Origin of the sequence: Amycolatopsis sp. A1MSW2902, from assembly GCF_017312175.1 — a bacterium.
In the GTDB taxonomy this organism is placed as follows: Bacteria; Actinomycetota; Actinomycetes; order Mycobacteriales; family Pseudonocardiaceae; genus Amycolatopsis; species Amycolatopsis nivea.
In genome coordinates this window covers 7677166-7696623 of record NZ_QJPO01000001.1, presented here as the reverse complement: position 1 = coordinate 7696623, position 19458 = coordinate 7677166, and the positions used below count along the sequence as shown (strand labels likewise).

The 19458-nt window shown below is 70.1% G+C and carries 23 protein-coding genes and 1 riboswitch; of the genes, 10 read left to right on the top strand and 13 right to left on the bottom strand.

What is annotated here, in order from left to right:
- Positions 1-20 precede the first annotated feature (20 nt).
- Genes ygfZ through DMP23_RS35915 form a run of 3 tightly spaced genes read left to right on the top strand, consistent with a single transcriptional unit; the run spans position 21 to position 2696 of the window.
- Positions 21-1142: a CAF17-like 4Fe-4S cluster assembly/insertion protein YgfZ gene (gene ygfZ, locus DMP23_RS35925; RefSeq protein WP_134727619.1), complete on the top strand. Its 1122-nt coding sequence runs from the start codon at positions 21-23 to the stop codon at positions 1140-1142.
- Between the two features lie 49 nt (positions 1143-1191).
- Positions 1192-1755 (top strand): RsiG family protein, encoded by a 564-nt coding sequence (locus tag DMP23_RS35920; RefSeq protein WP_337823696.1) that lies wholly within the window; start codon positions 1192-1194, stop codon positions 1753-1755.
- A complete protein-coding gene (locus tag DMP23_RS35915) occupies positions 1752-2696 on the top strand; it encodes an asparaginase (protein WP_337823695.1) in 945 nt (314 codons plus the stop codon). The genes DMP23_RS35920 and DMP23_RS35915 overlap by 4 nt, the downstream gene beginning before the upstream one ends.
- Here DMP23_RS35915 and DMP23_RS35910 read toward each other — a convergent pair.
- Positions 2677-3573, bottom strand: a complete 897-nt coding sequence (locus DMP23_RS35910) for a hypothetical protein (RefSeq protein ID WP_238603863.1) — start codon at positions 3571-3573, stop codon at positions 2677-2679. The two genes, DMP23_RS35915 and DMP23_RS35910, sit on opposite strands and share 20 nt — an antisense overlap.
- Before the next feature lie 207 nt (positions 3574-3780).
- Here DMP23_RS35910 and DMP23_RS35905 point away from each other — a divergent pair, with 207 nt between their 5' ends.
- From DMP23_RS35905 to DMP23_RS35895, 3 genes are all read left to right on the top strand, one after another.
- Positions 3781-3963 (top strand): DUF3073 domain-containing protein, encoded by a 183-nt coding sequence (locus DMP23_RS35905; RefSeq protein WP_037716129.1) that lies wholly within the window; start codon positions 3781-3783, stop codon positions 3961-3963.
- A gap of 110 nt (positions 3964-4073) precedes the next feature.
- The gene (locus tag DMP23_RS35900; protein ID WP_078870267.1) at positions 4074-4934 is read left to right on the top strand and encodes a 3-hydroxybutyryl-CoA dehydrogenase; all 861 of its coding nucleotides are present in this window, start codon (positions 4074-4076) and stop codon (positions 4932-4934) included.
- Between the two features lie 68 nt (positions 4935-5002).
- Entirely contained in the window at positions 5003-5836 is an 834-nt protein-coding gene (locus tag DMP23_RS35895) for an alpha/beta hydrolase (protein ID WP_337823694.1), read from the top strand.
- Here the strand turns inward: DMP23_RS35895 and DMP23_RS35890 are convergent.
- The 4 genes from DMP23_RS35890 to DMP23_RS35875 are packed head-to-tail and all read right to left on the bottom strand — an operon-like array spanning position 5829 to position 9922.
- Entirely contained in the window at positions 5829-6614 is a 786-nt protein-coding gene (locus DMP23_RS35890) for an ECF transporter S component (RefSeq protein WP_337823693.1), read from the bottom strand. The genes DMP23_RS35895 and DMP23_RS35890 overlap by 8 nt on opposite strands.
- Positions 6611-8209 (bottom strand): ABC transporter ATP-binding protein, encoded by a 1599-nt coding sequence (locus DMP23_RS35885; RefSeq protein ID WP_337823692.1) that lies wholly within the window; start codon positions 8207-8209, stop codon positions 6611-6613. The genes DMP23_RS35890 and DMP23_RS35885 overlap by 4 nt, the downstream gene beginning before the upstream one ends.
- On the bottom strand, positions 8206-9285 hold the full coding sequence (locus DMP23_RS35880) for a CbiQ family ECF transporter T component (RefSeq protein ID WP_106961381.1): 1080 nt from the start codon (positions 9283-9285) through the stop codon (positions 8206-8208). The genes DMP23_RS35885 and DMP23_RS35880 overlap by 4 nt, the downstream gene beginning before the upstream one ends.
- The gene (locus tag DMP23_RS35875) at positions 9272-9922 is read right to left on the bottom strand and encodes a hypothetical protein (protein WP_337823691.1); all 651 of its coding nucleotides are present in this window, start codon (positions 9920-9922) and stop codon (positions 9272-9274) included. The genes DMP23_RS35880 and DMP23_RS35875 overlap by 14 nt, the downstream gene beginning before the upstream one ends.
- A gap of 13 nt (positions 9923-9935) precedes the next feature.
- A riboswitch (cobalamin riboswitch) is annotated at positions 9936-10083 on the bottom strand.
- A gap of 28 nt (positions 10084-10111) precedes the next feature.
- Here DMP23_RS35875 and DMP23_RS35870 point away from each other — a divergent pair.
- Positions 10112-11008: a Gfo/Idh/MocA family protein gene (locus tag DMP23_RS35870; protein WP_337823690.1), complete on the top strand. Its 897-nt coding sequence runs from the start codon at positions 10112-10114 to the stop codon at positions 11006-11008.
- A gap of 182 nt (positions 11009-11190) precedes the next feature.
- On the top strand, positions 11191-11922 hold the full coding sequence (locus DMP23_RS35865) for a GNAT family N-acetyltransferase (RefSeq protein WP_337823689.1): 732 nt from the start codon (positions 11191-11193) through the stop codon (positions 11920-11922).
- Here DMP23_RS35865 and arfB read toward each other — a convergent pair.
- The 4 genes from arfB to DMP23_RS35845 form a co-directional block, all read right to left on the bottom strand.
- A complete protein-coding gene (gene arfB / locus DMP23_RS35860; protein WP_037808657.1) occupies positions 11919-12347 on the bottom strand; it encodes an alternative ribosome rescue aminoacyl-tRNA hydrolase ArfB in 429 nt (142 codons plus the stop codon). The two genes, DMP23_RS35865 and arfB, sit on opposite strands and share 4 nt — an antisense overlap.
- Positions 12348-12380: 33 nt before the next feature.
- Positions 12381-13451: a phosphoribosylformylglycinamidine cyclo-ligase gene (gene purM, locus DMP23_RS35855; protein WP_037808659.1), complete on the bottom strand. Its 1071-nt coding sequence runs from the start codon at positions 13449-13451 to the stop codon at positions 12381-12383.
- A 31-nt stretch (positions 13452-13482) separates the two neighbouring features.
- Entirely contained in the window at positions 13483-15021 is a 1539-nt protein-coding gene (gene purF, locus DMP23_RS35850) for an amidophosphoribosyltransferase (protein ID WP_037808661.1), read from the bottom strand.
- 120 nt (positions 15022-15141) lie between these two features.
- Positions 15142-15624 (bottom strand): MarR family winged helix-turn-helix transcriptional regulator, encoded by a 483-nt coding sequence (locus DMP23_RS35845; protein WP_337823688.1) that lies wholly within the window; start codon positions 15622-15624, stop codon positions 15142-15144.
- Positions 15625-15705: 81 nt separating this feature from the next.
- Between DMP23_RS35845 and DMP23_RS35840 the strand changes: the two genes are divergently transcribed.
- Entirely contained in the window at positions 15706-15999 is a 294-nt protein-coding gene (locus DMP23_RS35840; RefSeq protein WP_337823687.1) for a DUF1330 domain-containing protein, read from the top strand.
- 108 nt (positions 16000-16107) lie between these two features.
- On the opposite strand, the gene DMP23_RS35835 is transcribed toward DMP23_RS35840, so the two are convergent.
- From DMP23_RS35835 to DMP23_RS35820, 4 genes are all read right to left on the bottom strand, one after another.
- On the bottom strand, positions 16108-16500 hold the full coding sequence (locus DMP23_RS35835) for a hypothetical protein (protein WP_337823686.1): 393 nt from the start codon (positions 16498-16500) through the stop codon (positions 16108-16110).
- On the bottom strand, positions 16487-16726 hold the full coding sequence (locus DMP23_RS35830; RefSeq protein ID WP_020664000.1) for a DUF397 domain-containing protein: 240 nt from the start codon (positions 16724-16726) through the stop codon (positions 16487-16489). The genes DMP23_RS35835 and DMP23_RS35830 overlap by 14 nt, the downstream gene beginning before the upstream one ends.
- Positions 16727-17212: 486 nt before the next feature.
- Positions 17213-18091, bottom strand: a complete 879-nt coding sequence (locus DMP23_RS35825; RefSeq protein ID WP_037354011.1) for a helix-turn-helix domain-containing protein — start codon at positions 18089-18091, stop codon at positions 17213-17215.
- Between the two features lie 168 nt (positions 18092-18259).
- Positions 18260-18640, bottom strand: a complete 381-nt coding sequence (locus tag DMP23_RS35820; RefSeq protein WP_106961382.1) for a sterol carrier family protein — start codon at positions 18638-18640, stop codon at positions 18260-18262.
- A gap of 59 nt (positions 18641-18699) precedes the next feature.
- On the opposite strand from DMP23_RS35820, the gene DMP23_RS35815 reads away from it, so the two are divergent.
- On the top strand, positions 18700-19353 hold the full coding sequence (locus DMP23_RS35815; protein WP_037808668.1) for a type VII secretion system-associated protein: 654 nt from the start codon (positions 18700-18702) through the stop codon (positions 19351-19353).
- The last annotated feature ends 105 nt before the right edge of the window (positions 19354-19458 follow it).

The window sequence follows — 19458 nt, the reverse complement described above, 5'->3', positions numbered from 1 at the left end:
ACTCACTTACCCTTAGGGCTATGCCGTACAGCTCGCCGCTGCTCGAAATCCCCCGCGCGGTCGCCGCGCCCGAGGGCCACCCGGAAGCCGGAGTTCCGTGGCACTGGGGCGATCCGTTCGCCGAGCAGCGCACCGCCGCCCGAGGAGTGGTCGTCATCGACCGCTCGCACCGAGAAATCCTCGCCGTCACCGGCGAGGAACGCTTGTCCTGGCTGCATTTGGTGATCTCGCAACACGTCACCGAACTCGCCGCGAACACCGGTACCGAAGCGCTCGTCCTCGACAGCCAGGGCCACGTCGACACCCATTTCGTGCTCGCGCACGCCGGCGAGACGGTGTACCTCGACAGCGACCCCGGCCCGCTCGTCACGAGCGCGTTGCCCAAGGGCGGCAAGCAAACCCTGCGCGAGTACCTCGAAGCGATGAAGTTCTGGTCCAAGGTCGAGATTCGCGACGTGACCGAAGAACTCGCCGTTCTTTCCGTGCTCGGCCCGGAGACCGACAGCGTGCTCGGCGTCGAGCTCGGCACCGAGCCGTATTCGGTGGCCGCGTTGCCCGAAGGCGGTTTCGCCCGCCGGATGCCGTGGCCGACGCGAGCGGGCGCGGATCTCGTGGTGCCGCGCGCTCAGCTCACTCAATGGTGGCAACGGCTCACCGACGCGGGCGCGCGTCCGGCCGGCTCCTGGACGTTCGACGCGCTGCGCGTGGAATCGCGGCATCCGCGACTCGGCGTCGACACCGACGAGCGGACGATCCCGCACGAGGTCGGCTGGATCGGCTCGGCCGCGCACGTCGCGAAGGGCTGCTACCGCGGCCAGGAAACCGTCTCGAAGGTGCACAACGTCGGCCGCCCGCCGCGGTATCTCGCGCTGCTGCACCTCGACGGTTCGCCGGAGATCACGCCGGAGACCGGCGACCCGGTGAAGCTCGGCGAGCGCGTCGTCGGCCGGATCGGCACGGTCGCGCAGCACCACGAACTCGGGCCGATCGCGCTGGCGCTGGTCAAACGCTCGGTGCCGGGCGGGGCGGAGCTGCTGGCAGGCGACGAGGACCGAGTGGTCCAGGCCACTGTCGATCCGGACTCGGTGCCGGGCGAGCACGCGGCGCCCGGACGGGAAGCAGCGCAGAGACTGCGGGGCTGAAGTGAACTCGACGGTAGCGTCGTCGCCGAATGTGGAGCAGGATGTGCCCGTGATCGAAGTGCGTCCCGGCGGGCGGCGACGGATCGACCGCGTCCTCGGCCCGGGATATCTCACCGGATTAGGCGACTTGCCGCTCCCGGTGCTGCGCGAGCGGCGCGACGAGGCCGCGCAGGAAGAGACAGACCTGTCCTACCTGCGCCGGCTCCTGCACGCCCGCATCGACATCGTGCGCGCCGAACAGGAGCGCCGCGCGTCCGGCGGGGAAAGCATCGTCGACCGGCTCGCGTCCATCCTCGCCGACAACGCGCTCGGCCCGGCCGCCGGTTCCGGCAGGCACCAGCAGCTCGAACCGTCCCGCGCGGGCGAGCACCGCAGGCACGCGGAGGCGCTGATCGGCGACACCGGGCTCACCGACGTCGGCTCGCTGTCGGACGACAAGCTCGCCGCCGCGCTGGACACGTACGCGGCCGAGGAAGCCTCCGTGTCCTCCTTCCGCCGCCAGGTCCAGGGCGTGATGGACACGCTCAACGCCGAGATCGCCGGGCGCTACAGCAGCGGAGCGGCCACTGTGGACCAGTTGCTCGACAGCGAACTGGGGCGCGTCGAGGAATGACCGGCCAGCCGATTCTCGTCGAGGTCGTCCGGAACGGTTTCGTCGAGAGCGTTCACCACGGATGTCTCGTCGTCACCGCGCCCGACGGCTCCGTCCGGTTCTCCGCGGGCGACGTGACCAGCCCGTTCTTCCCCCGGTCGGCGAACAAGCCGCTGCAGGGCGTCGGGATGCTCCGCGCTGGGCTCGGCTACGACGGCGCGGACCTGGCGCTGGGCTGCGCCTCGCATTCCGGCGAAACCGGACATGTCGAGCGCGTCGCCGCGATGCTGTCCGGTGCCGGGCTCGACCCGGCGGCGCTGGCCTGCCCGGCCGAGCTGCCGATCGGCGAGGACGCCCGGCGCGCGGCCGACGAGCCGCGGAAGATCACCATGAACTGCTCCGGCAAGCACGCCGCGATGCTCGCCACCTGCGTCGCGAACGGCTGGCCGACCGAGGGCTACCAGCTGCCGGACCATCCGTTGCAGGTCCAGCTCGCGAAGACGGTCGAGGAGCTGACCGGCGAAGCCATCGCCGCGGTCGGCGTCGACGGCTGCAGCGCGCCGCTGTTCGCGTTCTCGCCGACCGGCCTCGCGCGGTCGTTCGGCCGGCTCGCGCAGGCCGAACCGGGTACCGACGAACGCCGAGTCGCGGACGCGATGCGTGCGCACCCGTGGCTGGTCGCGGGCACCGGCCGGGAGGACACCCGGCTGATGCAGGGCGTGCCTGGGCTGCTGTCGAAGAGCGGCGCGGAAGGTGTCCTGGCGTTCACGCTGGGCGACGGAACCGCGTGCGCGATCAAGATCGCGGACGGCAACAAGCGGGCGTTGGCGCCGCTGGCCATGGCCGTGCTCGCGCGCTTGGGCATCGAAACCCCGGAAGAGCTGTCCGACCTGGCTCACCCGCCGGTGCTCGGCGGCGGCACACTTCAGGGCGAGCTGCGGGTCAGTTGGAGTGCTCCTTAGCCGCGAGGTCGCCCCAGAACTCGCGCAGCTGCGAAAACAGCTCGGCCAGCTCCTCGACGTTCCCAGTGCGCAGCGCGTCGAGGATGTCGTGGACCTCCTCCGCGGTGGAGTCGGCGTCGAGCAGCGAGTCGGCGAACAGTTGCACGAGACCGCCGTAGTCCAGTTCGACGACCGAGTCCGGGTCGAAGCTCTCCAGCCACTGCCGGGTCTGCGACAGCACCCGGCCGGGGCCGGAGTCGCCGAAGGTCGTCTCGATCAGCTCGCCCGCCTCGGACGCCCGGCGGAGCGCGGCGGACATCGGGGTGCGCCAGGACGCCTCCCGCACCGGGTCGTCCGGGCCGCTGCCGAGCACGAGCTTGCGTTCGTCCGGATCGACCAGCGAGAACCAGGGCAGCGGGACGGTCCAGGTGGTGGTGAGGGTGTGGGCGGCCGTGGCCGTGAGGTCGGTCATCGCCGCCTTGGTCTGCGCGCGGGCCTTGTCCGCGGTGACGCCGCCCGCGTCGAGGACCGCGATCCGCAACGCCGGCTCGGCGTCGGCGAGGAAGGTGCTCAACGCCGCGGCGGAGCGGGCGCGCAGTTCGAGCGGGCACGCGAACGGGCCTTCGGCGGTGTGTCCGGCGGGGACGTCGGCCGGGTCGAGCACGAGCACGTCGGTGACGAGGCTCGGCGCGGGCCGTCCGTCGCGCAGCTGCGCGGGCAGCAGCCGCACCGGCGCGGCCGCCTGTGACTTGAGCCACATCCGCTGTTCGCGTTCGCCGATCCCGATCCGGCTGAGCCCGCCCGCGGAAACGGCCTCGACCAGCTGTTGCGCGGGAGGATCGCCCAGCGCGCGCAGAGGTTCGTACACCCGCAGATAGGCCACGAAGGGTCGGAGCACCCGAGCATCGTGGCACGCCGACCAGCACCGATCGGCATCGACGTGCCGGTAACCGGCGTCCGGCGGACACTGTCGCGACGAGCACACCGTGCCACGTCGCATCCAACCCCCGGGACACGGTACGGTGTCAGCAGGAAAGAACTGTCGAGACGATGCGGGGCCGCCGATTCCCCCGGCCGCCCCGCCCCTGTGCGAGGGGGTCGAGCCATGGGGCGCGGCCGGGCTAAGGCCAAGCAGACGAAGGTGGCGCGCGAGCTCAAATACAGCTCCCACGAAACCGACTTCGATGCTTTGCAGCGCGAGCTGTCGAGTAGTTCCTCGGACAACCACGAGGACGACAAGCGGTACGAGGACCCGTACGACGACGGGTACGACGAGTACCGCCGTTGACGCAGGCACACGACACGCGAGGGCGGAATCGGACCAAGGTCCGAGACGCCCTCGTGCGTTGTGTGCTGCCCGTTTTCTCGGCACGCCGATGAGGTGAAGGAGTGGGACGGGTGAGCGACATCGCACGAGTAGGTGTGGTCGGGGCCGGGCTCATGGGCTCCGGCATCGCCGAGGTGCACGCCAGGTCCGGGTTGGACGTGCTGGTCACCGAGGTGAACCAGCCCGCCCTCGACGCGGGCAAGGCGCGCATCGAGAAGTCGCTGCAGCGCGGCGTCCGCAACGGCAAGCTGGCCGCCGAGGACGCCGAGGCGGCGCTCGGGCGGCTGCGCTTCACCACGGACATCGCCGAGTTCGCCGACCGCGATCTCGTCGTCGAGGCCATCCTGGAACAGGAGCAGGCCAAGGTCGACGTGTTCCGGGCGCTGGACAAGATCGTCGAGCGCGAGGACGCGGTGTTCGCGTCCAACACGTCGTCGATCCCGATCATGAAGCTCGGCATGGCCACCGGCCGTCCGCAGCAGGTCGTCGGCATCCACTTCTTCAACCCGGTGCCGGTGCTGCCGCTGGTCGAACTGGTCCCGTCGCTGCTGACCAGCGAGGAGACCGCTCGCCGGGCCGAGGAGCACGCCACCGGCGCGCTGGGCAAGACGGTGATCCGGTCGCAGGACCGGGCCGGGTTCATCGTGAACTCGCTGCTCGTGCCGTATCTGCTGTCGGCGATCCGGATGATCGAATCGGGCTTCGCCTCGGCCGAGGACATCGACCGCGGCATGGAGCTGGGCACGGCGCACCCGATGGGTCCGTTGCGGCTGTCCGACCTGATCGGCCTCGACACCATCAAGGCCATCGCGGACTCGATGTACGCGGAGTTCAAGGAGCCGCTGTACTCGTCGCCGCCGCTGTTGCTGCGCATGGTCGACGCCGGGCTGCTCGGCAAGAAGACCGGCCGCGGGTTCTACTCGTACTCCTGACTTTAGTTGCGGGCCTGATCACCTTTTCCCCGCTGTGCGCGGCGGGGCGGATCGCTTGACTGTGCGGCATGACTTCGACGTTCGTCTTCGCCGTCGGCGCCAACGGCGTGTCCGCCGCCCCGCCGGAACTCGTGCTGCGCGGGTATCGCGGGGTGGGGGTGCCGCAGCCCGAACAGCAGTTCCGGCTGTCGTACCAGGCACCGCAGGATCTCGGCGCGTTCGCCACGGAACCGTCGGCGCTGGCCGGCGTGACCGTGGCCGACCAGGTCGCGACCACTGTGGACGTCGTCCGCCGGGCCGCGAAGCTGGGTCCGGTCGTGCTGGTCGGATCGAGCATCGGCGGCGCGCTGGTCACGCTCGTCGCCGAAGAGGTTCCGGAGCTGGTGTCGGCGCTGGTCTACGACGCCGCGTTCTGCTGCGTCGAACTGCCGACGCCGGAGGAGTACCTGGCCACACCTGAAGCCGCGTCGTCGCAGGTCGGGGCGATGATCGGGTTCATCGCGGCCGACCCGGCGGTGATCGGCGCGATGCGCTTCAACTGGCGTTCTTCCTCGGCGGAGGCGCTGACGGCGGCGAAGGCAGCGCTCTGCGCGGACGCCACCGACGGCGAGTTCTACGCCCTGCTCAACGCGATGGCTCCGGACGACATCATCGGCCGCGGCGCCACCGACTCGCGCGGCACGCCGGAGCGGTGGGGGCGCGTTCCGCGGTTTTACGTCCGACACCTCCAAGACCACCTGGTGCCGCTCGCCCTCCAGGACCGGATGATCACCGAGGCCGACGCGCGCACTCCCGGCAATCAGTTCGAGGTCCACGACATCGACACCTCGCACTTCCCCAACGCAGCCGGGATGGCTCAGCTCGTCGAGGTCCTGGACAAGGTCGGCCAGTCGCTCAGCTGAACGCCGCTCGTCGTGCGGCCCGGCGCAGCACGGTCAGGATCGCCGGACCCAGCACGAGGATCGCGACCAGGTTCGTGAGCGCGCGGCCGGTGTCCCAGCCCAACGTGGACGTCAGCACGGTGAACACCAGGAACCGGTGCAGGTTCTCGCCGAGCGGTCCGCCCGGGACGAAGTCCAGCGCGGTGTGGCTCGCCAGGAACGGCCAGGTGAACAGGCTCATCGCGAGGCCGTAGAAGTACGCGGCGACCACTCCGTAGAGCGCCAGCAGCGCGATTTCCCACCGGCCCTTCACTCGGCGCGGCAGGAGCCCGGCACCCAGCCCGACCAGCGACGACGCCAGCATCTGGAACGGCAGCCACGGCCCGACGCCGCCGGTGAGCAGCGCGGACGCGAACAGCGACGTCGAGCCGAGGACGAATCCGAAGCCCGGCCCGAAGACCCGCCCGGCCAGCACGAGCAGGAAGAACACCAGCTCGATCCCGCCGGTGCCCGCGCCGAGCGGACGCAGCGCGGCGTTCACCGCGGACAGCACGCCGAGCAGCGCGAGCGCCTTCGCGTCGAGTCCGCCGCTGGACAGTTCCGCCAGCACGATCAGGATCAACACCGGCAGCGTCACGAGGAAGACGAACGGCGCGTCGGTCACGTGCGCGGAGGTGCCGACGGTGCTGCGGGTCAGCAGCGGCCAGCAGAACATCGCCAGTCCGACCACGACGGCCGCCGTCAGCACCAGCGCCGTGCGGTGCCGGATGCGGACGGCTGGGCCCAGGAAATCGGTCACGCCAGCGCCTTCGCCACCGCGTCCACAGTCAGCCACGGCTCCGGCGCGAGGATCTTCGCCACCTGTGGAGCGAACGCGGGCGAGGCCACGACGACGTCCGCGGTCGGGCCGTCGGCGACCACTTCGCCCTCGGCTAGGACAACGACGCGGTGCGCGGCGGAGGCGACGAACTCGACGTCGTGGGTGGCCAGCAGCACCGCGTGTCCCTCGGCGGCCAGGTCGGCGAGGATGGTCGCGAAGTGGCGTTTCGCCGGGTAGTCCAGGCCGCGGGTCGGCTCGTCCAGCAGCACGACCGGCGGGGCGGCGGCGAGCTGAACGGCCAGGACCAGGGCGAGTCGCTGGCCTTCGGAGAGGTCGCGCGGGTTGGTGTCGTCTTCGATGCCCGGAACGAGACGGTCGAGGAGCTTCCGGGCGGTGCCTGCGGTGACCTCCGATTCGACGTCGGCTTGGCGGCATTCCGCTCCGACCGAATCGAGATACAGCAGGTCAGACGGGGTTTGCGGGACCAGCCCGACGCGCGTGCGGGCGGCCCGCGAGCGGAGGGTCTTCGGGTCCGCGCCGAGGACGTCGACCGTGCCGTCGGAGCGGGGTCCGCTGCCCTGCAACGCCCACAGCAGCGAGGACTTGCCGGAGCCGTTCCGGCCCATCAGTGCGACGACCTCGCCGCGGTCCAGCCGCAGGTCAACGCCTCGTACCGCGTTCACGTTGCCGTACCGAACCCGCACGCCCCGCGCGGTGAGGACCGCTTCGCCAGAGCTTTGTGCCGCCGCAGCAGGGCGACGCTCGGCCAAACGTTCCCTCAGCGGGCGGGCGAGCCGACGCGCGTCGCGGACCGACAGCGGCAGCGGCGACCAGCCCGCGAGTCGCCCCAGTTCGACGATCGGCGGCGCGACATCGGTCTCGGCGAACACCTCCGCGGGCTGACCGGAGACGACGGCGCCGTCGCCGGGCAGGTAGAGCAGGCGGTCGGCGTACTGCGCGACGCGTTCCATCCGGTGCTCGGCGACGACGACCGTCGTGCCCAGGTCGTGCACCAGACGCGTGATCGCGGCCAGGACTTCCTCGGCCGCGGTCGGATCGAGCGCTGACGTCGGTTCGTCCAGCACCAGCACGCTCGGGTGTGCCGTGAGCACCGCGCCGATCGCGACGCGTTGCTGCTGCCCGCCGGAGAGTGTCCGAAGTGGACGGTCGCGGAGTTCGGCGATGCCCAGCAGATCAAGGGTTTCCTCGACGCGTTTGCGCATCACGTCCGGCGCGACGGCGAGCTGCTCCATCGCGTAGGCGAGTTCTTCCTCGACGGTGTCGGTGACGAAACCGGCCAGCGGATCCTGCCCGACCACGCCGACGACCGACGCCAGTTCGCGCGGCGGATGCGTCGCGGTGTCGAGCCCGCCGACCTTGACCCGACCGGCCAGCGTGCCGCCGGTGAAATGCGGGACCAAGCCGTTGATCGCGCCGAGCAAGGTCGACTTGCCGACCCCGGTACGGCCGGCGACGAGGCAGAGTTCGCCCTCCTCGATCGTGAGGTCGACGTCCCGGAGCACCGGCCGGTCCGCCCCGTCGTACGTGACGCTGACGTGCGAAAACTCGATCATCGGGCGACCTCCGACACCAGCGCCGGACGCGGCGCGAACCAAGCGGGCAGCACACTGATCAGCACCGCGACGGCCGGCAGCAGCGGCAGCTCCGGCCAGGTCAGCGGGCTGGCCGGGGTGGTGAGCGAAACCGGGTCGGCGAGCAGCACGAGCACCGCGGTCGCGACGCCGCACAGCGCGACCAGCGTTTCCGGCAGCCGCCACGGATCGGGCCGGTAGGTCGTGCGGCGGATCTGCCGTCCGCCGAGGACGAATCCGGCAGCGGCCAGCACCAGACCGGCGATGAGCATCGGCACGCCAAGCCACGACGCGGACCCGTCGAGCACGCCGTAAACCCCGACCGCGACACCCACCAAACCGGCCAGCACGCAGGTCGCGATCAGCATCCGGACGCGCGGGGAGAGATAGCCGCGCCGTCCGTAGCCGCGCGAATCCATGGCCGCCGCGAGTTGCAGCGACCGGTCCATGGCGTCGGCGAGCACCGGCACGAAAATCCCCTTCACGAACCGGAAGCCGCGCGTCTTCCCGGAGCGCAGCCGCCGCGCGCGACGCACCCGCTGCACGCTCTCGACCAGCTGCGGGGCCACCGACAGCGCGACGGTCACCGCCGTTCCCACCTCATACAGCGCCCCGGGTACCGCTTTGAGCAGGCGTTTCGGGTTCGCCAGCGCGTTCGCGGCACCGACGCAGAGCACGATCGTCGCCAGCCGGAGCCCGTCGTAAAGCCCGCCGAGCAGTTCCTCGGCCGAGGTGGGGCCGAGGAGCTGAATGCCGGCCGCGACGCTCGGCAACGGGATGGTCGGCAGCGTGAACAGGATGTGGCCGCCGTCCTCGCCGCCGATCAGGATCCGGAACAGCACGCGCGATGCCAGGATCACCGCGGCGATCCAGGCGTACATCCGAAACGCCAGCGCCCACGGCGCGTCGCCGCGGCGGAGCACCACGACGAACCCGGCCACCGCGATCACCAAAGCGAGCAGAACCGGGTTCGTGGTCCGGCTCGCGGCGACGGCGAGCGCGAGCGCCCACACCCACCACGCGCCGGGATGGAGCGCTCGCGGACTACTGCCCAGCACGCCTGCGACGCACCGCGACGACCGTCCCGGCCACCACGAGCAGCACGACGACCACGATGCCGATCACCAGTCCCCACGAGAACCCGCTGTCCGAAGTGGACGCCGGAGCCTGCGCGGGCGCGTTGGCCTTGCGCACCGGTTCGGTGCGCGGCGGCGGATACTCGGTGTAGGACTTGCCGATCGCGAACGACCAGCCCTCGAACGCTCCGGCAGGCGGCTTCCAGCTCTGCGCGCCGACCTGCGCCGACTGCCATTTGCCGCCGTTGGCAGCGGTCCAGAAGCTCCACGACGCCTTCTCCGGCGGCATGCCGGTGCAGGTCTGATCCGCGGGCTTGCTCTCGATCTTGCACATCACGGCCAGGCCGTATTTGCCCGCGCCGGTGAGTTCGAAGCCGGCGTTTTGCAGTGCGGTGACGCCGTTTTCCTGCTTGCCCGGCGCGCACCGGATGAGGGTTTCCCCGCCAAGCCCCTGGAAATCGACGATCACCGTGACGCCGTTGTCGTCCTGGCAGTAGCCGTCGGTGCCCTTGCCGGGTGTGGTGGCCGAGGCGGAAGAAGCACCGCCGAGACCGGTAGCGACGAGAAGAGCGCAGCCGGCGAGGACTCGCCCCCAGTGCCGCGCGTGCACGAACCGCATGTCAGATGTACCTCGCATCGATCGGACCACGACGGGCGATCCGGCTCGCGGCCCTCGCGGGGCCGCTCACGGTTGCGGGCCAGCGCCGGATTCTCACCGGCTTCCCCCGTTCGTGGCGAAGAACTTGTCGACGTTAACGCACCGCAGGCCGCGCCGGAAGCGACCGCGGACACACCTACACTTCCGGGCGTGGGACAGGACCAGCTGCGCGTCGGCCTCGTAGGAACCGGACCGTGGGCCACCACGGTGCACGCCCCCGGGCTCGCGGACCATCCGGGGACCGTGCTCAGTGCTGTGTGGAGCCGAAGGCCGGAGGCCGCCACCGCGCTGGCGCAGGCCTACGACGCCGTGCCCACCAGCGATCTGGACGAGCTGTTCGAGCAGGTCGACGCGCTCGCGTTCGCCGTGCCGCCGACCGTGCAGGCCGAACTGGCGACCCGGGCCGCGGAGGCGGGCAAGCACCTGATCCTGGAGAAACCGATCGCCCCCGACCTGGCCACGGCGCAGCGTCTCGCGGATGCCGTGACGTCCGCTGGCGTCGCTTCGCTGGTGATGCTGACGCTGCGGTTCGCCCAGCAAACGCGCGATTGGCTGGACGGCGTCACCGCCGCCGGCGGCTGGCGAGGCGGCAGCGTGCGCTGGCTGTCGGGCGCACTGCTCAGCGGCAAATACGCGACCTCGGCCTGGCGACAGGATCCGGCCGGCGGCGCGCTCGCCGACATCGGCCCGCACGCGTTCGACCTGCTCGACGCCGCCCTCGGCCCGATCACCGAGGTCCTTGCCGCCCACCGCGGTCCCGAAGATCTGTGGCAGCTGCTGCTCGAACACGAAGGCGGCATCACGAGCACCGCGACGCTCAGCCTCCGCCTGCCGGTCCAGCCGACGGTGGTCGAGTATTCGGTTTTCGGCGAACACGGCCTCCGCACGCTGGGCCGCACCGGCACGGCGAACGACGCGTACACCGCGCTGCTCGACGATTTCGCCGCGATGGTGTCGTGCGGAACGACCACGCATCCCTGCGATGTCCGCCGGGGCGTGCACCTGGCCCGGATCGTGGACCAGGCCCGCGCCGCGCTGAACCGTTAATTCGCTTGCCGGGTCTGAGACGATGAATGGGAAGTTCGTTTCGGACGAAGGAATGCCTATGTGCTCCGCCACGGCCCGCCCCGGCCGCCTGGCCTGAGCTGTTCGGCCTGCGCGCCCGGCGTGGGGTTGCCAGTTGTTGTGCTGCCCGCGCATTCCTTCTTCGCGAAAGGCTTCCACCAGAGATGTCCGCCCTTCAGGCATACGTCCGCGCGACCGCACCGATCGGCCGCGAAACCGAGCGAATCGGCCCGTTCCTGGCGACTTTCGCCAAGGACAGCTCTCATCCGATGGCGAACTACGCCATCCCCGACGACGGCGCGAACCCTTCGTCCGCCGAGATCGCTCTTCTGATTTCCGCTTACCGGCAACGAAATCTCCTGCCCCGGCTGGAGTTCTTCACCGACGCGGCTCCCGATGTCGAAGCGGCTCTCGTCGCGGCGGGATTCACGCTGGAACGACGCGTGCCGGTGATGACCTGCGGCACCGAAGACCTCGTCGATTGCGTTGCGCCAGAACACATTCAGCTGCGCGAACCGTCGTCCGACGACGAATTCCGCCGCCTGCGGTCCGTGCAGAACGTCGCTTTCGGTGAGTCGCCCGACGTGTCGGACGCCGATGTCGAACGCAACCGCGACTACCTGACCGTCCTGGCCGAACACGGCGAAACCATTGTGGGCGGCGGAATCGCACTGGACATCGTCTCCGGCGCAACGGAAATCGTCGGCATCGCCGTAGCCGCAGAACACCGAGGCCAAGGCATCGCGGCGGCCATCACCGCACACCTCACCCGCTTAGCCCACGAACGCGGTGCACGGACGGCGTTCCTCACGCCGGGCGATGTGGGGATCGGGACGGTGTACCGGCGCGCTGGGTACCAGGTCGCGGGTGAGTGCGTGCATCTGTCGCTGAGCTAGTCGTCGTACCGCCCGCCGCGGCCGCGTTTTACGTCGCTGCGGCGTTTCTTCGCGGCCAGGCGGCGTTCCTTCGAGCCTCGCGACGGCTTGGTGGGACGTCGTTTGGCCGGCGGCGGCGCGGACGCCTTCGCCAGCACCTCGGCGAGCCGCTCCCGGGCCGCGTCGCGGTTCATCAGCTGGGAGCGGTATTCGCTGGCCGCGATGGTGAGCACTCCGCCGACCAGGCGGGTGCCGAGGCGGGCCGTGATGCGTTCCTTCAGCGCGGGCGGGATCACGGCGGAGCCCGCGACGTCGAACGACAGCTCGACGCGCGAGTCCGTCGTGTTCACGCCTTGTCCGCCCGGTCCCGAGGATCGGGAGAAGCGCTCTCGCAGTTCGGCGCCCGGGATCACGAACCGGGCGCCGACGCGTACGTCCTCCGCCATGTCCTCAGTGTCTCAAGACGAGGCAAGCGGCTTTCAGAACCGCGGGTGGTCGCCGGACAGCACCGCGCGCGGGCCGTCCGGGTCTTCGGCGGGCTGGATGTCGCCGAGGATCCACGCGGGCACGTGCCGCGCGGTGAGCACCGCCAGCGCCCGGTCGACGTCCTCGGCGGACACGATCGCGACCATGCCGACGCCCATGTTGAACGTCTTCTCCAGCTCCGCGCGCTCGACCTTGCCGCGCTGCCCGATCAGCGCGAACACCGGCGCGGGCGTCCACGTGCCGCGTTCGAGCTTGGCGACGAGGCCGCGCGGCATCACGCGCGCGAGGTTGGCCTCGAGACCGCCGCCGGTGATGTGCGCGAACGTGCGCACCTCGGTCTCGGCGACCAGCGCGAGGCAGTCCTTCGCGTAGATCTTGGTGGGCTCGAGCAGTTCCTCGCCGAGGGTGCGGCCGAACTCCTCGACGTGCCCGTCCAGCGGCATCCGCGCGATGTCCAGCAGCACGTGCCGGGCCAGCGAGTAGCCGTTGGAGTGCAGGCCGGACGAGCCCATCGCGATGACGACGTCGCCGGGGCGGACCTTCTCCGGCGACAGCAGCGCGGACGCCTCGACCGCGCCGACGCCGGTGGCCGACAGGTCGTAGTCGTGCTCGCCCATCAGCCCGGGGTGCTCGGCCGTCTCGCCGCCGAGCAGCGCGCAGCCCGCCTGGACACAGCCCTCGGCGATGCCGCCGACCAGCGCCGCGATCTTCTCCGGCACGACCTTGCCGACCGCGATGTAGTCCTGGAGGAACAGCGGCTCGGCCCCGGTGACGACCAGGTCGTCGACGACCATCGCGACCAGGTCGATGCCGACCGTGTCGTGCTTGTCGAGCGCCTGCGCGACCGCGATCTTGGTGCCGACGCCGTCGGTGGACGACGCGAGGATCGGCTCTTTCCACTTGTCGAGCTTGAGCGAGAAGAGCCCGGCGAAACCGCCGACCCCGCCGCGCACCTCGGGCCTCGTCGCCCGCTCAGCGTGTGGCTTGAGCAGCTCGACGGCCTGGTCACCGGCGTCGATGCTGACCCCGGCGGCTGCGTACGTGGCGCTCGTGGACTCGCTCACGGAAGCGGACTCCCTACTGGACATGCTTGGTTCACGGACGCCGGACGGCGTCTTCGGCACCGTACCCGGCGGCGCTGACGGGAGTCGCCGCGCCACCGGCGGCGTCCATGCTCTCGAGCAGGTGCTTGCCGATGAGCGCGTCCTCGGGCAGCGGAATCGGGTACTCGCCGGAGAAGCAGGCCGTGCACAGCCGCGACTTCGGCTGCTCCGACGCCGCGACCAGGCCGTCCAGCGAAATGTAGCCGAGCGAATCGGCTCCGATCGAACGGCGGATGCCGTCGAGGTCGACGCCGTTCGCGACGAGTTCGGCCCGCGACGCGAAGTCGATGCCGTAGAAGCACGGCCACCGCACCGGCGGCGACGCGATCCGCACGTGCACCTCGAGCGCGCCTGCCTCGCGCAGCATCCGCACGAGCGCGCGCTGGGTGTTGCCGCGGACGATCGAGTCGTCCACCACGACCAGGCGCTTGCCGCGGATGACGTCGCGTAGCGGGTTCAGCTTCAGCCGGATGCCGAGCTGCCGGATGGTCTGCGACGGCTGGATGAAGGTGCGCCCGACGTAGGCGTTCTTGACCAGACCGGTGCCGTACGGCAGACCGGAGCCCTGCGCGTACCCGATCGCGGCCGGGGTGCCGGACTCCGGCACCGGCATCACGAGGTCGGCGTCGACCGGGTGCTCGGCGGCCAGCTTGCGGCCGATCTCGACGCGCGTGGCGTGCACGCTGCGGCCGGCGATCGACGTGTCCGGACGGGCGAGGTAGACGTACTCGAAGACGCAGCCCTTGGGCTCCGGGTTCGCGAACCGCGACGAACGCAGCCCCTCGGCGTCGATGGCGATCAGCTCGCCCGGCTCGACCTCGCGCACGAACGACGCGCCGCAGATGTCGAGCGCGGCGGTCTCGCTCGCCACGACCCAGCCGCGCTCCAGCCGACCGAGCACCAGCGGGTGCACGCCGTGCGGGTCGCGGGCCGCGTACAGGGTGTTCTCGTCGGCGAAGACCAGGCAGAACGCGCCCTTGAGGGTCGGCAGCAGGTCCAGCGCGGCGGCCTCGATGCCCTTGTCCGCGGCGTTCGCGGCGAGCAGCCCGCAGACGAGGTCGGAGTCGCTGGAGGACCCGGTGAGCCCGGCGTGCGGCTTCAGCCCCGCGGCGACCGTGCGATCGCGCAGTTCGGCGGTGTTGACCAGGTTGCCGTTGTGCGCGAAGGACAGGCCGCTGCCGGTGTCCGTGGTGCGGAAGATCGGCTGGGCGTTCTCCCAGATCGTGGCCCCGGTCGTGGAGTACCGGCAGTGCCCGACGGCGATGTGCCCCTGCAGGGACTGCAGGACCTGCTCGTCGAAGACCTGGCTGACGAGCCCGAGGTCCTTGAAGACGACGATCTGCGAGCCGTCCGAGACGGAGATGCCCGCTGCCTCCTGCCCGCGGTGCTGCAGCGCGTAGAGGCCGTAGTAGGTGAGCTTGGCGACTTCTTCCCCGGGAGCCCAGACGCCGAAGACGCCGCACTCCTCACGGGGTTCCGGTTCGGGTTGATCTTCGGGTCGATCAGTACTGGCGGAGGGGTCGGAAACCACCGGGAAGCTCCCAGGAAGACGTGGGCGGGCCGAGTCCAAGTGTAAGGGGTGGATGAGGTGGGGGGCCGGTCCGCGGCGTGGTTCTGCCCACTACGGGGGAGGATTTCCGGAGCGGTGCTCTCAATTAAGACCAGTGGTCTTGAACCGAAGTGGACGCTTCGGCCCTTCTCGACGCTGGCTTTCGAGCTCTGCGAGGTGCGCCAGCGCTGGAAGCGCCGCCGTCAGGGCCTCGACCTCGTCGTCGGCGAGTTCGTCGATCAACCGCGCGTACGCGTCGACGCCCGCCTGACGACGCGCCTGGACGTACGCCTCGCCAGCCTTGGTGAGCGCCACCAGCGTGACCCGCTTGTCGGACGCGTCGCGCCGCCGCTCGACCAGCCCGGACTCCTCCATCGCCCGGACCAGGACGGTCATCGCGGGCTGGGTGACCCCCTCGGCCACAGCCAGATCGGTGATCCGTCGCGGGCCGCACCGGTGCAGGGTGGCCAGGGTGGCGGCGGACGTGACGCTGAGGTCGCGCGGAAGGCGTCTCGCGGCCCTGGTGGCCAGCTCGTAGAGGGCCGACCCGATCGCAGCGCCGCGAGTCGCGTCTTGACGGCTCATGCGAGAAGCATAGATTATTTATATTAATCCTTTATGCATCCCCACCGGCCGGACGCGTCCGGCCGAACACAGGAGGTTTCCGTGGCCAAGGGCTACTGGGTCAGCGTCTACCGCGTCATTTCCGACCCGGAGAGGCTGGTCGCGTACAACAAGCTGGCCGCCGCCGCGGTCCAGGCCGCGGGCGGTCGGGTCCTCTCCCGCGGCGGCAGCCGAGTCGTCGTCCACGAGTCCGGAATCCCGGAGCGCGTCGTGCTGATCGAGTTCGACAGCTTCGAAGAAGCCGTCGCGGCCTACGAGAGCGAGGCGTACCGGGAAGCGCTGGCGACCCTCGGCGACGCTGTCGAGCGCGACTTCCGGATCATCGAAGGCGTCTGACCGACGAGCACGGGCCGGAAATGAGCCAGGCCCCGCACGAAGTGGATTGGGCCACTTCGTACGGGGCCTGAAATCAGGGGCACCGATGGGGACAGCGCGGAGGGTGGATCAGCGGGCGGCCAGCCACTTCGAGCGGCCGCCTCGGCCAGGGACCCAGCAGCCGTTCGCAGAGGCTGCGGCGGCGGGGGCCGGCTGGCGCTCGGGGAGGGCCAGTACTTCGCCCAGCACCTGGCTGGCTTCGCCGCGCGAGCGCCACAGGGTGGACGCCGGGGCGAAGATGTTCTGCTCGCTGCCGGGGAGGCGCGTGGCCTCGACGTCGTCTTCGGCGTTCAGCCGGACGACGTCCACCACATTGTCGTGCACTCGCACTCCGACCACGGCCTGCACTTCGCCCGCTCCGTCCGTCGGGTAGACGAACTGGTAACCGCGGGCAATGAGTCGCTGCAGGCCCTGCTCGATGTCGAAGGCGGAGCCCACGACGGCGGCCTCAGCCGAGGACATCGTCGAATTCGCCGTCCTTCGCGCCGGCGAGGAAGGCGGCCATCTCCGCGCGCGTGTAGACGAGCGCCGGGCCCTCCGGGAAACGGGAGTTCCGCATCGCGATCTCGCCCGAGGTCAGCGGGGCTACTTCGACGCAGTTGCCCACCGCACCGCTGTAGCTCGCCTTGCGCCACTGGGCGCCGGTCAGACGGTCGGCCGGAATACCGTTCTCGAACCGCTCAGCCATGATGCCACCTTCCGGGAAGGACGATGAAAAGCTCAGGAATCTGCATGTGCATCTGCCTGTGACTTCGACGCTAGCACGCGCGCATGCAGCGGTAAATGCACGTGCAGAATTTTCTGCAAATTTCTCACTGCGTGACGACACGGTTCAGCAGAAGTTCCCAGACAGGTGATTCGAGCACTACCCGAACGGGCTAATTATTACCCCGGGTCACGATATTGGCAGCCTGATAACGCACCGCGTTCGTGACTCGCCGCCGCCGGGTGCAGCGGGTGAATACGGAACACTTACCGTGACGACCGGAGCGGCGATAGGAAGAGTGCGACCGGGTCAGTGGAAGGCAGTTTCCGGACTTATGCACGCTCGGTGAGGAGAATGGGGTGGGGGCGTTCTCTATTCGACTACCCCTGCCTCGGATGGGCGGGACGGAATTCTCGGCAGAGAGAATTTCGCCGAGGCAATCCCCCGGCGTGAGGAAGAGCAGGGTGCTTAGATCTCGGCCTTGCGCTTGGCGATGCGGGCCCGGCTGCGTTCCGGGGTCTCCGCGTCGACGGCAAGCAGGTCCAGCGCGCGGCCGTACTTCTCGATCTCGTCGCGCTTGTCGAGGTAGTGCGCGCCGGTGAGGTACTCGACGTAGACGATGTTCGGCAGTTCCGCCTCGGCGAAGCGCAGCAGCGAGAACGCGTGCTCGGCTGACAAACCGCTTCGGCAGTACGGCAGGATCTGCACCGACACGTGCGGCAGCGTGGTGACCTCGAGCAGGTACTCCAGTTGCTGCCGGAACACCTTCGGTCCGCCGATCGGCCGGTACAGCACCGATTCGTCGAGCACCGCCCAGATGCGCGGCGCGTCCGGGCGGGCCAGCATCTTCTGCCGCCGCATGCGCAGGGCCACCAGCTGGTCGACGCGTTCGTCGGCCATTTCCGGGCGGCCGTGGCTGAAGATCGCTCGCGCGTAGGGCTCGATCTGCAGCAGGCCCGACACGAACAGCGGCTCCCAGATCTGGATCCGGGACGCCGCTTCCTCAAGGCCGACGAGATCGGTGAACCAGCCGGGCACCGTCTCCCCGAACTTGCGCCACCAGCCCGCTTCGTTCGACTGCTTGACCATGTCGAGGAACGCTTTGCGCTCCTCCTCGTCGGAGACGCCGTACATGGTGAGCAGGTCGGCGACGTCGCGTTCCTTGAAGCCGACGCGGCCGAGTTCCAGCCGGGAGATCTTGGATTCCGAACCGCGGATGTTGTAGCCCGCCTGCTGGCGCGTGATCCCGGCTTCCTCGCGCAACCGGCGAAGCTGCGAGCCGAGGATCATCCGGCGCGCTGTCGGGCCGAGGCTCTGCTCGCCGGCGGACACGCCTACCGCGTTCATGACCAGGGCCCTTCCATCGCCGCTCGTTCGTCACGGGAATCGAAATCCGACTACCCAAAGTACACGCAAGGCACTGCCCCGGACAGCGTGGCACAGGCCTCGGCTCAGGGGATTCTACGGAGTGTGTGCCTCAGAAGACACTCCTGAGAGAACAATTGCCGCGGAAAATCAGATTCGCACGACCGGGAGCCAGTGCGCGAGGTCCGCGCGGCTGCCCGAGGCGGACACCCGGGCGGCGCCGAGCGCGTCGTCCCAGTCCAGGAGGCCGGTGGCCAGTTCGAGCCACGTCCGCGGGTCGGTCTCGACGACGTTGGGCGGCGTGCCGCGGGTGTGCCTCGGTCCCTCGATGCACTGCACCGCGGCGTACGGCGGCACCCGGACCTCGACCGTGTGCCCCGGCGCGTCCTGCGCGAGCGTCCGCAGGGTCGCGCGCACCGCGGCGGCGAGTTCGGCGCGGGCCGGATCCGGTCCGGAACCACGCAACCAGTCCGAAACGGCCAGCACCGCCGCTCGTAACTGAGCGGGATCGACCGAACGCGAAGAGGCCATGCGACAACAGTAGAGTGGCCGCGGACGGACTTTCAGGCACCCGGCACCGAGGGACGGCGATGGCGCAGCGGGACGAGGCAGATCGGATGGTTTCCCGGACCCCGGCGGGCAAACGCGCGCGCCGGAACGCGTACCCCCGCCGCGGGCCGCAGGGAAAACCCGAGATCACTCCCGAGATGCGGGCCAACGCGCGGACGAACCCGAACAGCTGGCTGTATGTCATCGACGAGGCCTTCGACGCCCGCGGTCCGGTGCCGTCGTGGGCGGTCGTCGGCGCGTATCCGGTGAACGGGACGGGCGAGGTCGTCGAGGACTTCCACCCCAACGACCGGTACCGGCCCTCGCCGAAGGCGCTCGGTTTTCCCGAGCCGCGCAACGAACTCGAGCGGCTGCTGCAAATGGTCCGGACCGAACACCGGCCCGCCGAGGACCTGCCGCGCGTCATCCTCGATTCGACGCTGCTGGTCTACGCCCTGTCCCCGGTGCAGCGCACGGTGATCGGCTTCCACAACGCCGACGGACGGGTCATGGTCCCGGCCTACACGTCGAAGTCGCTGGTGCCGCGCGAATGGCCGCACGCCCGCGCGGTGCTCGGCCGCGACATCGTCGGGCTGCTCGCCGGACATCCGCTCGCGGTCAACCCGCACGACCTGATCACCGCCGTCGTGCCGGCCGAGCACCTGATGAAGGCGCTGGCCGAAGAACGGCGCTGACCTGGGCAGACCACACTGCCGAGTGATCATGATTCGCCGAAACCCGCTCGCCCGGGCATCGTGACGCAGTAGGAGTACACGCGTCCGGTGAGGAGCCCTGGGTGA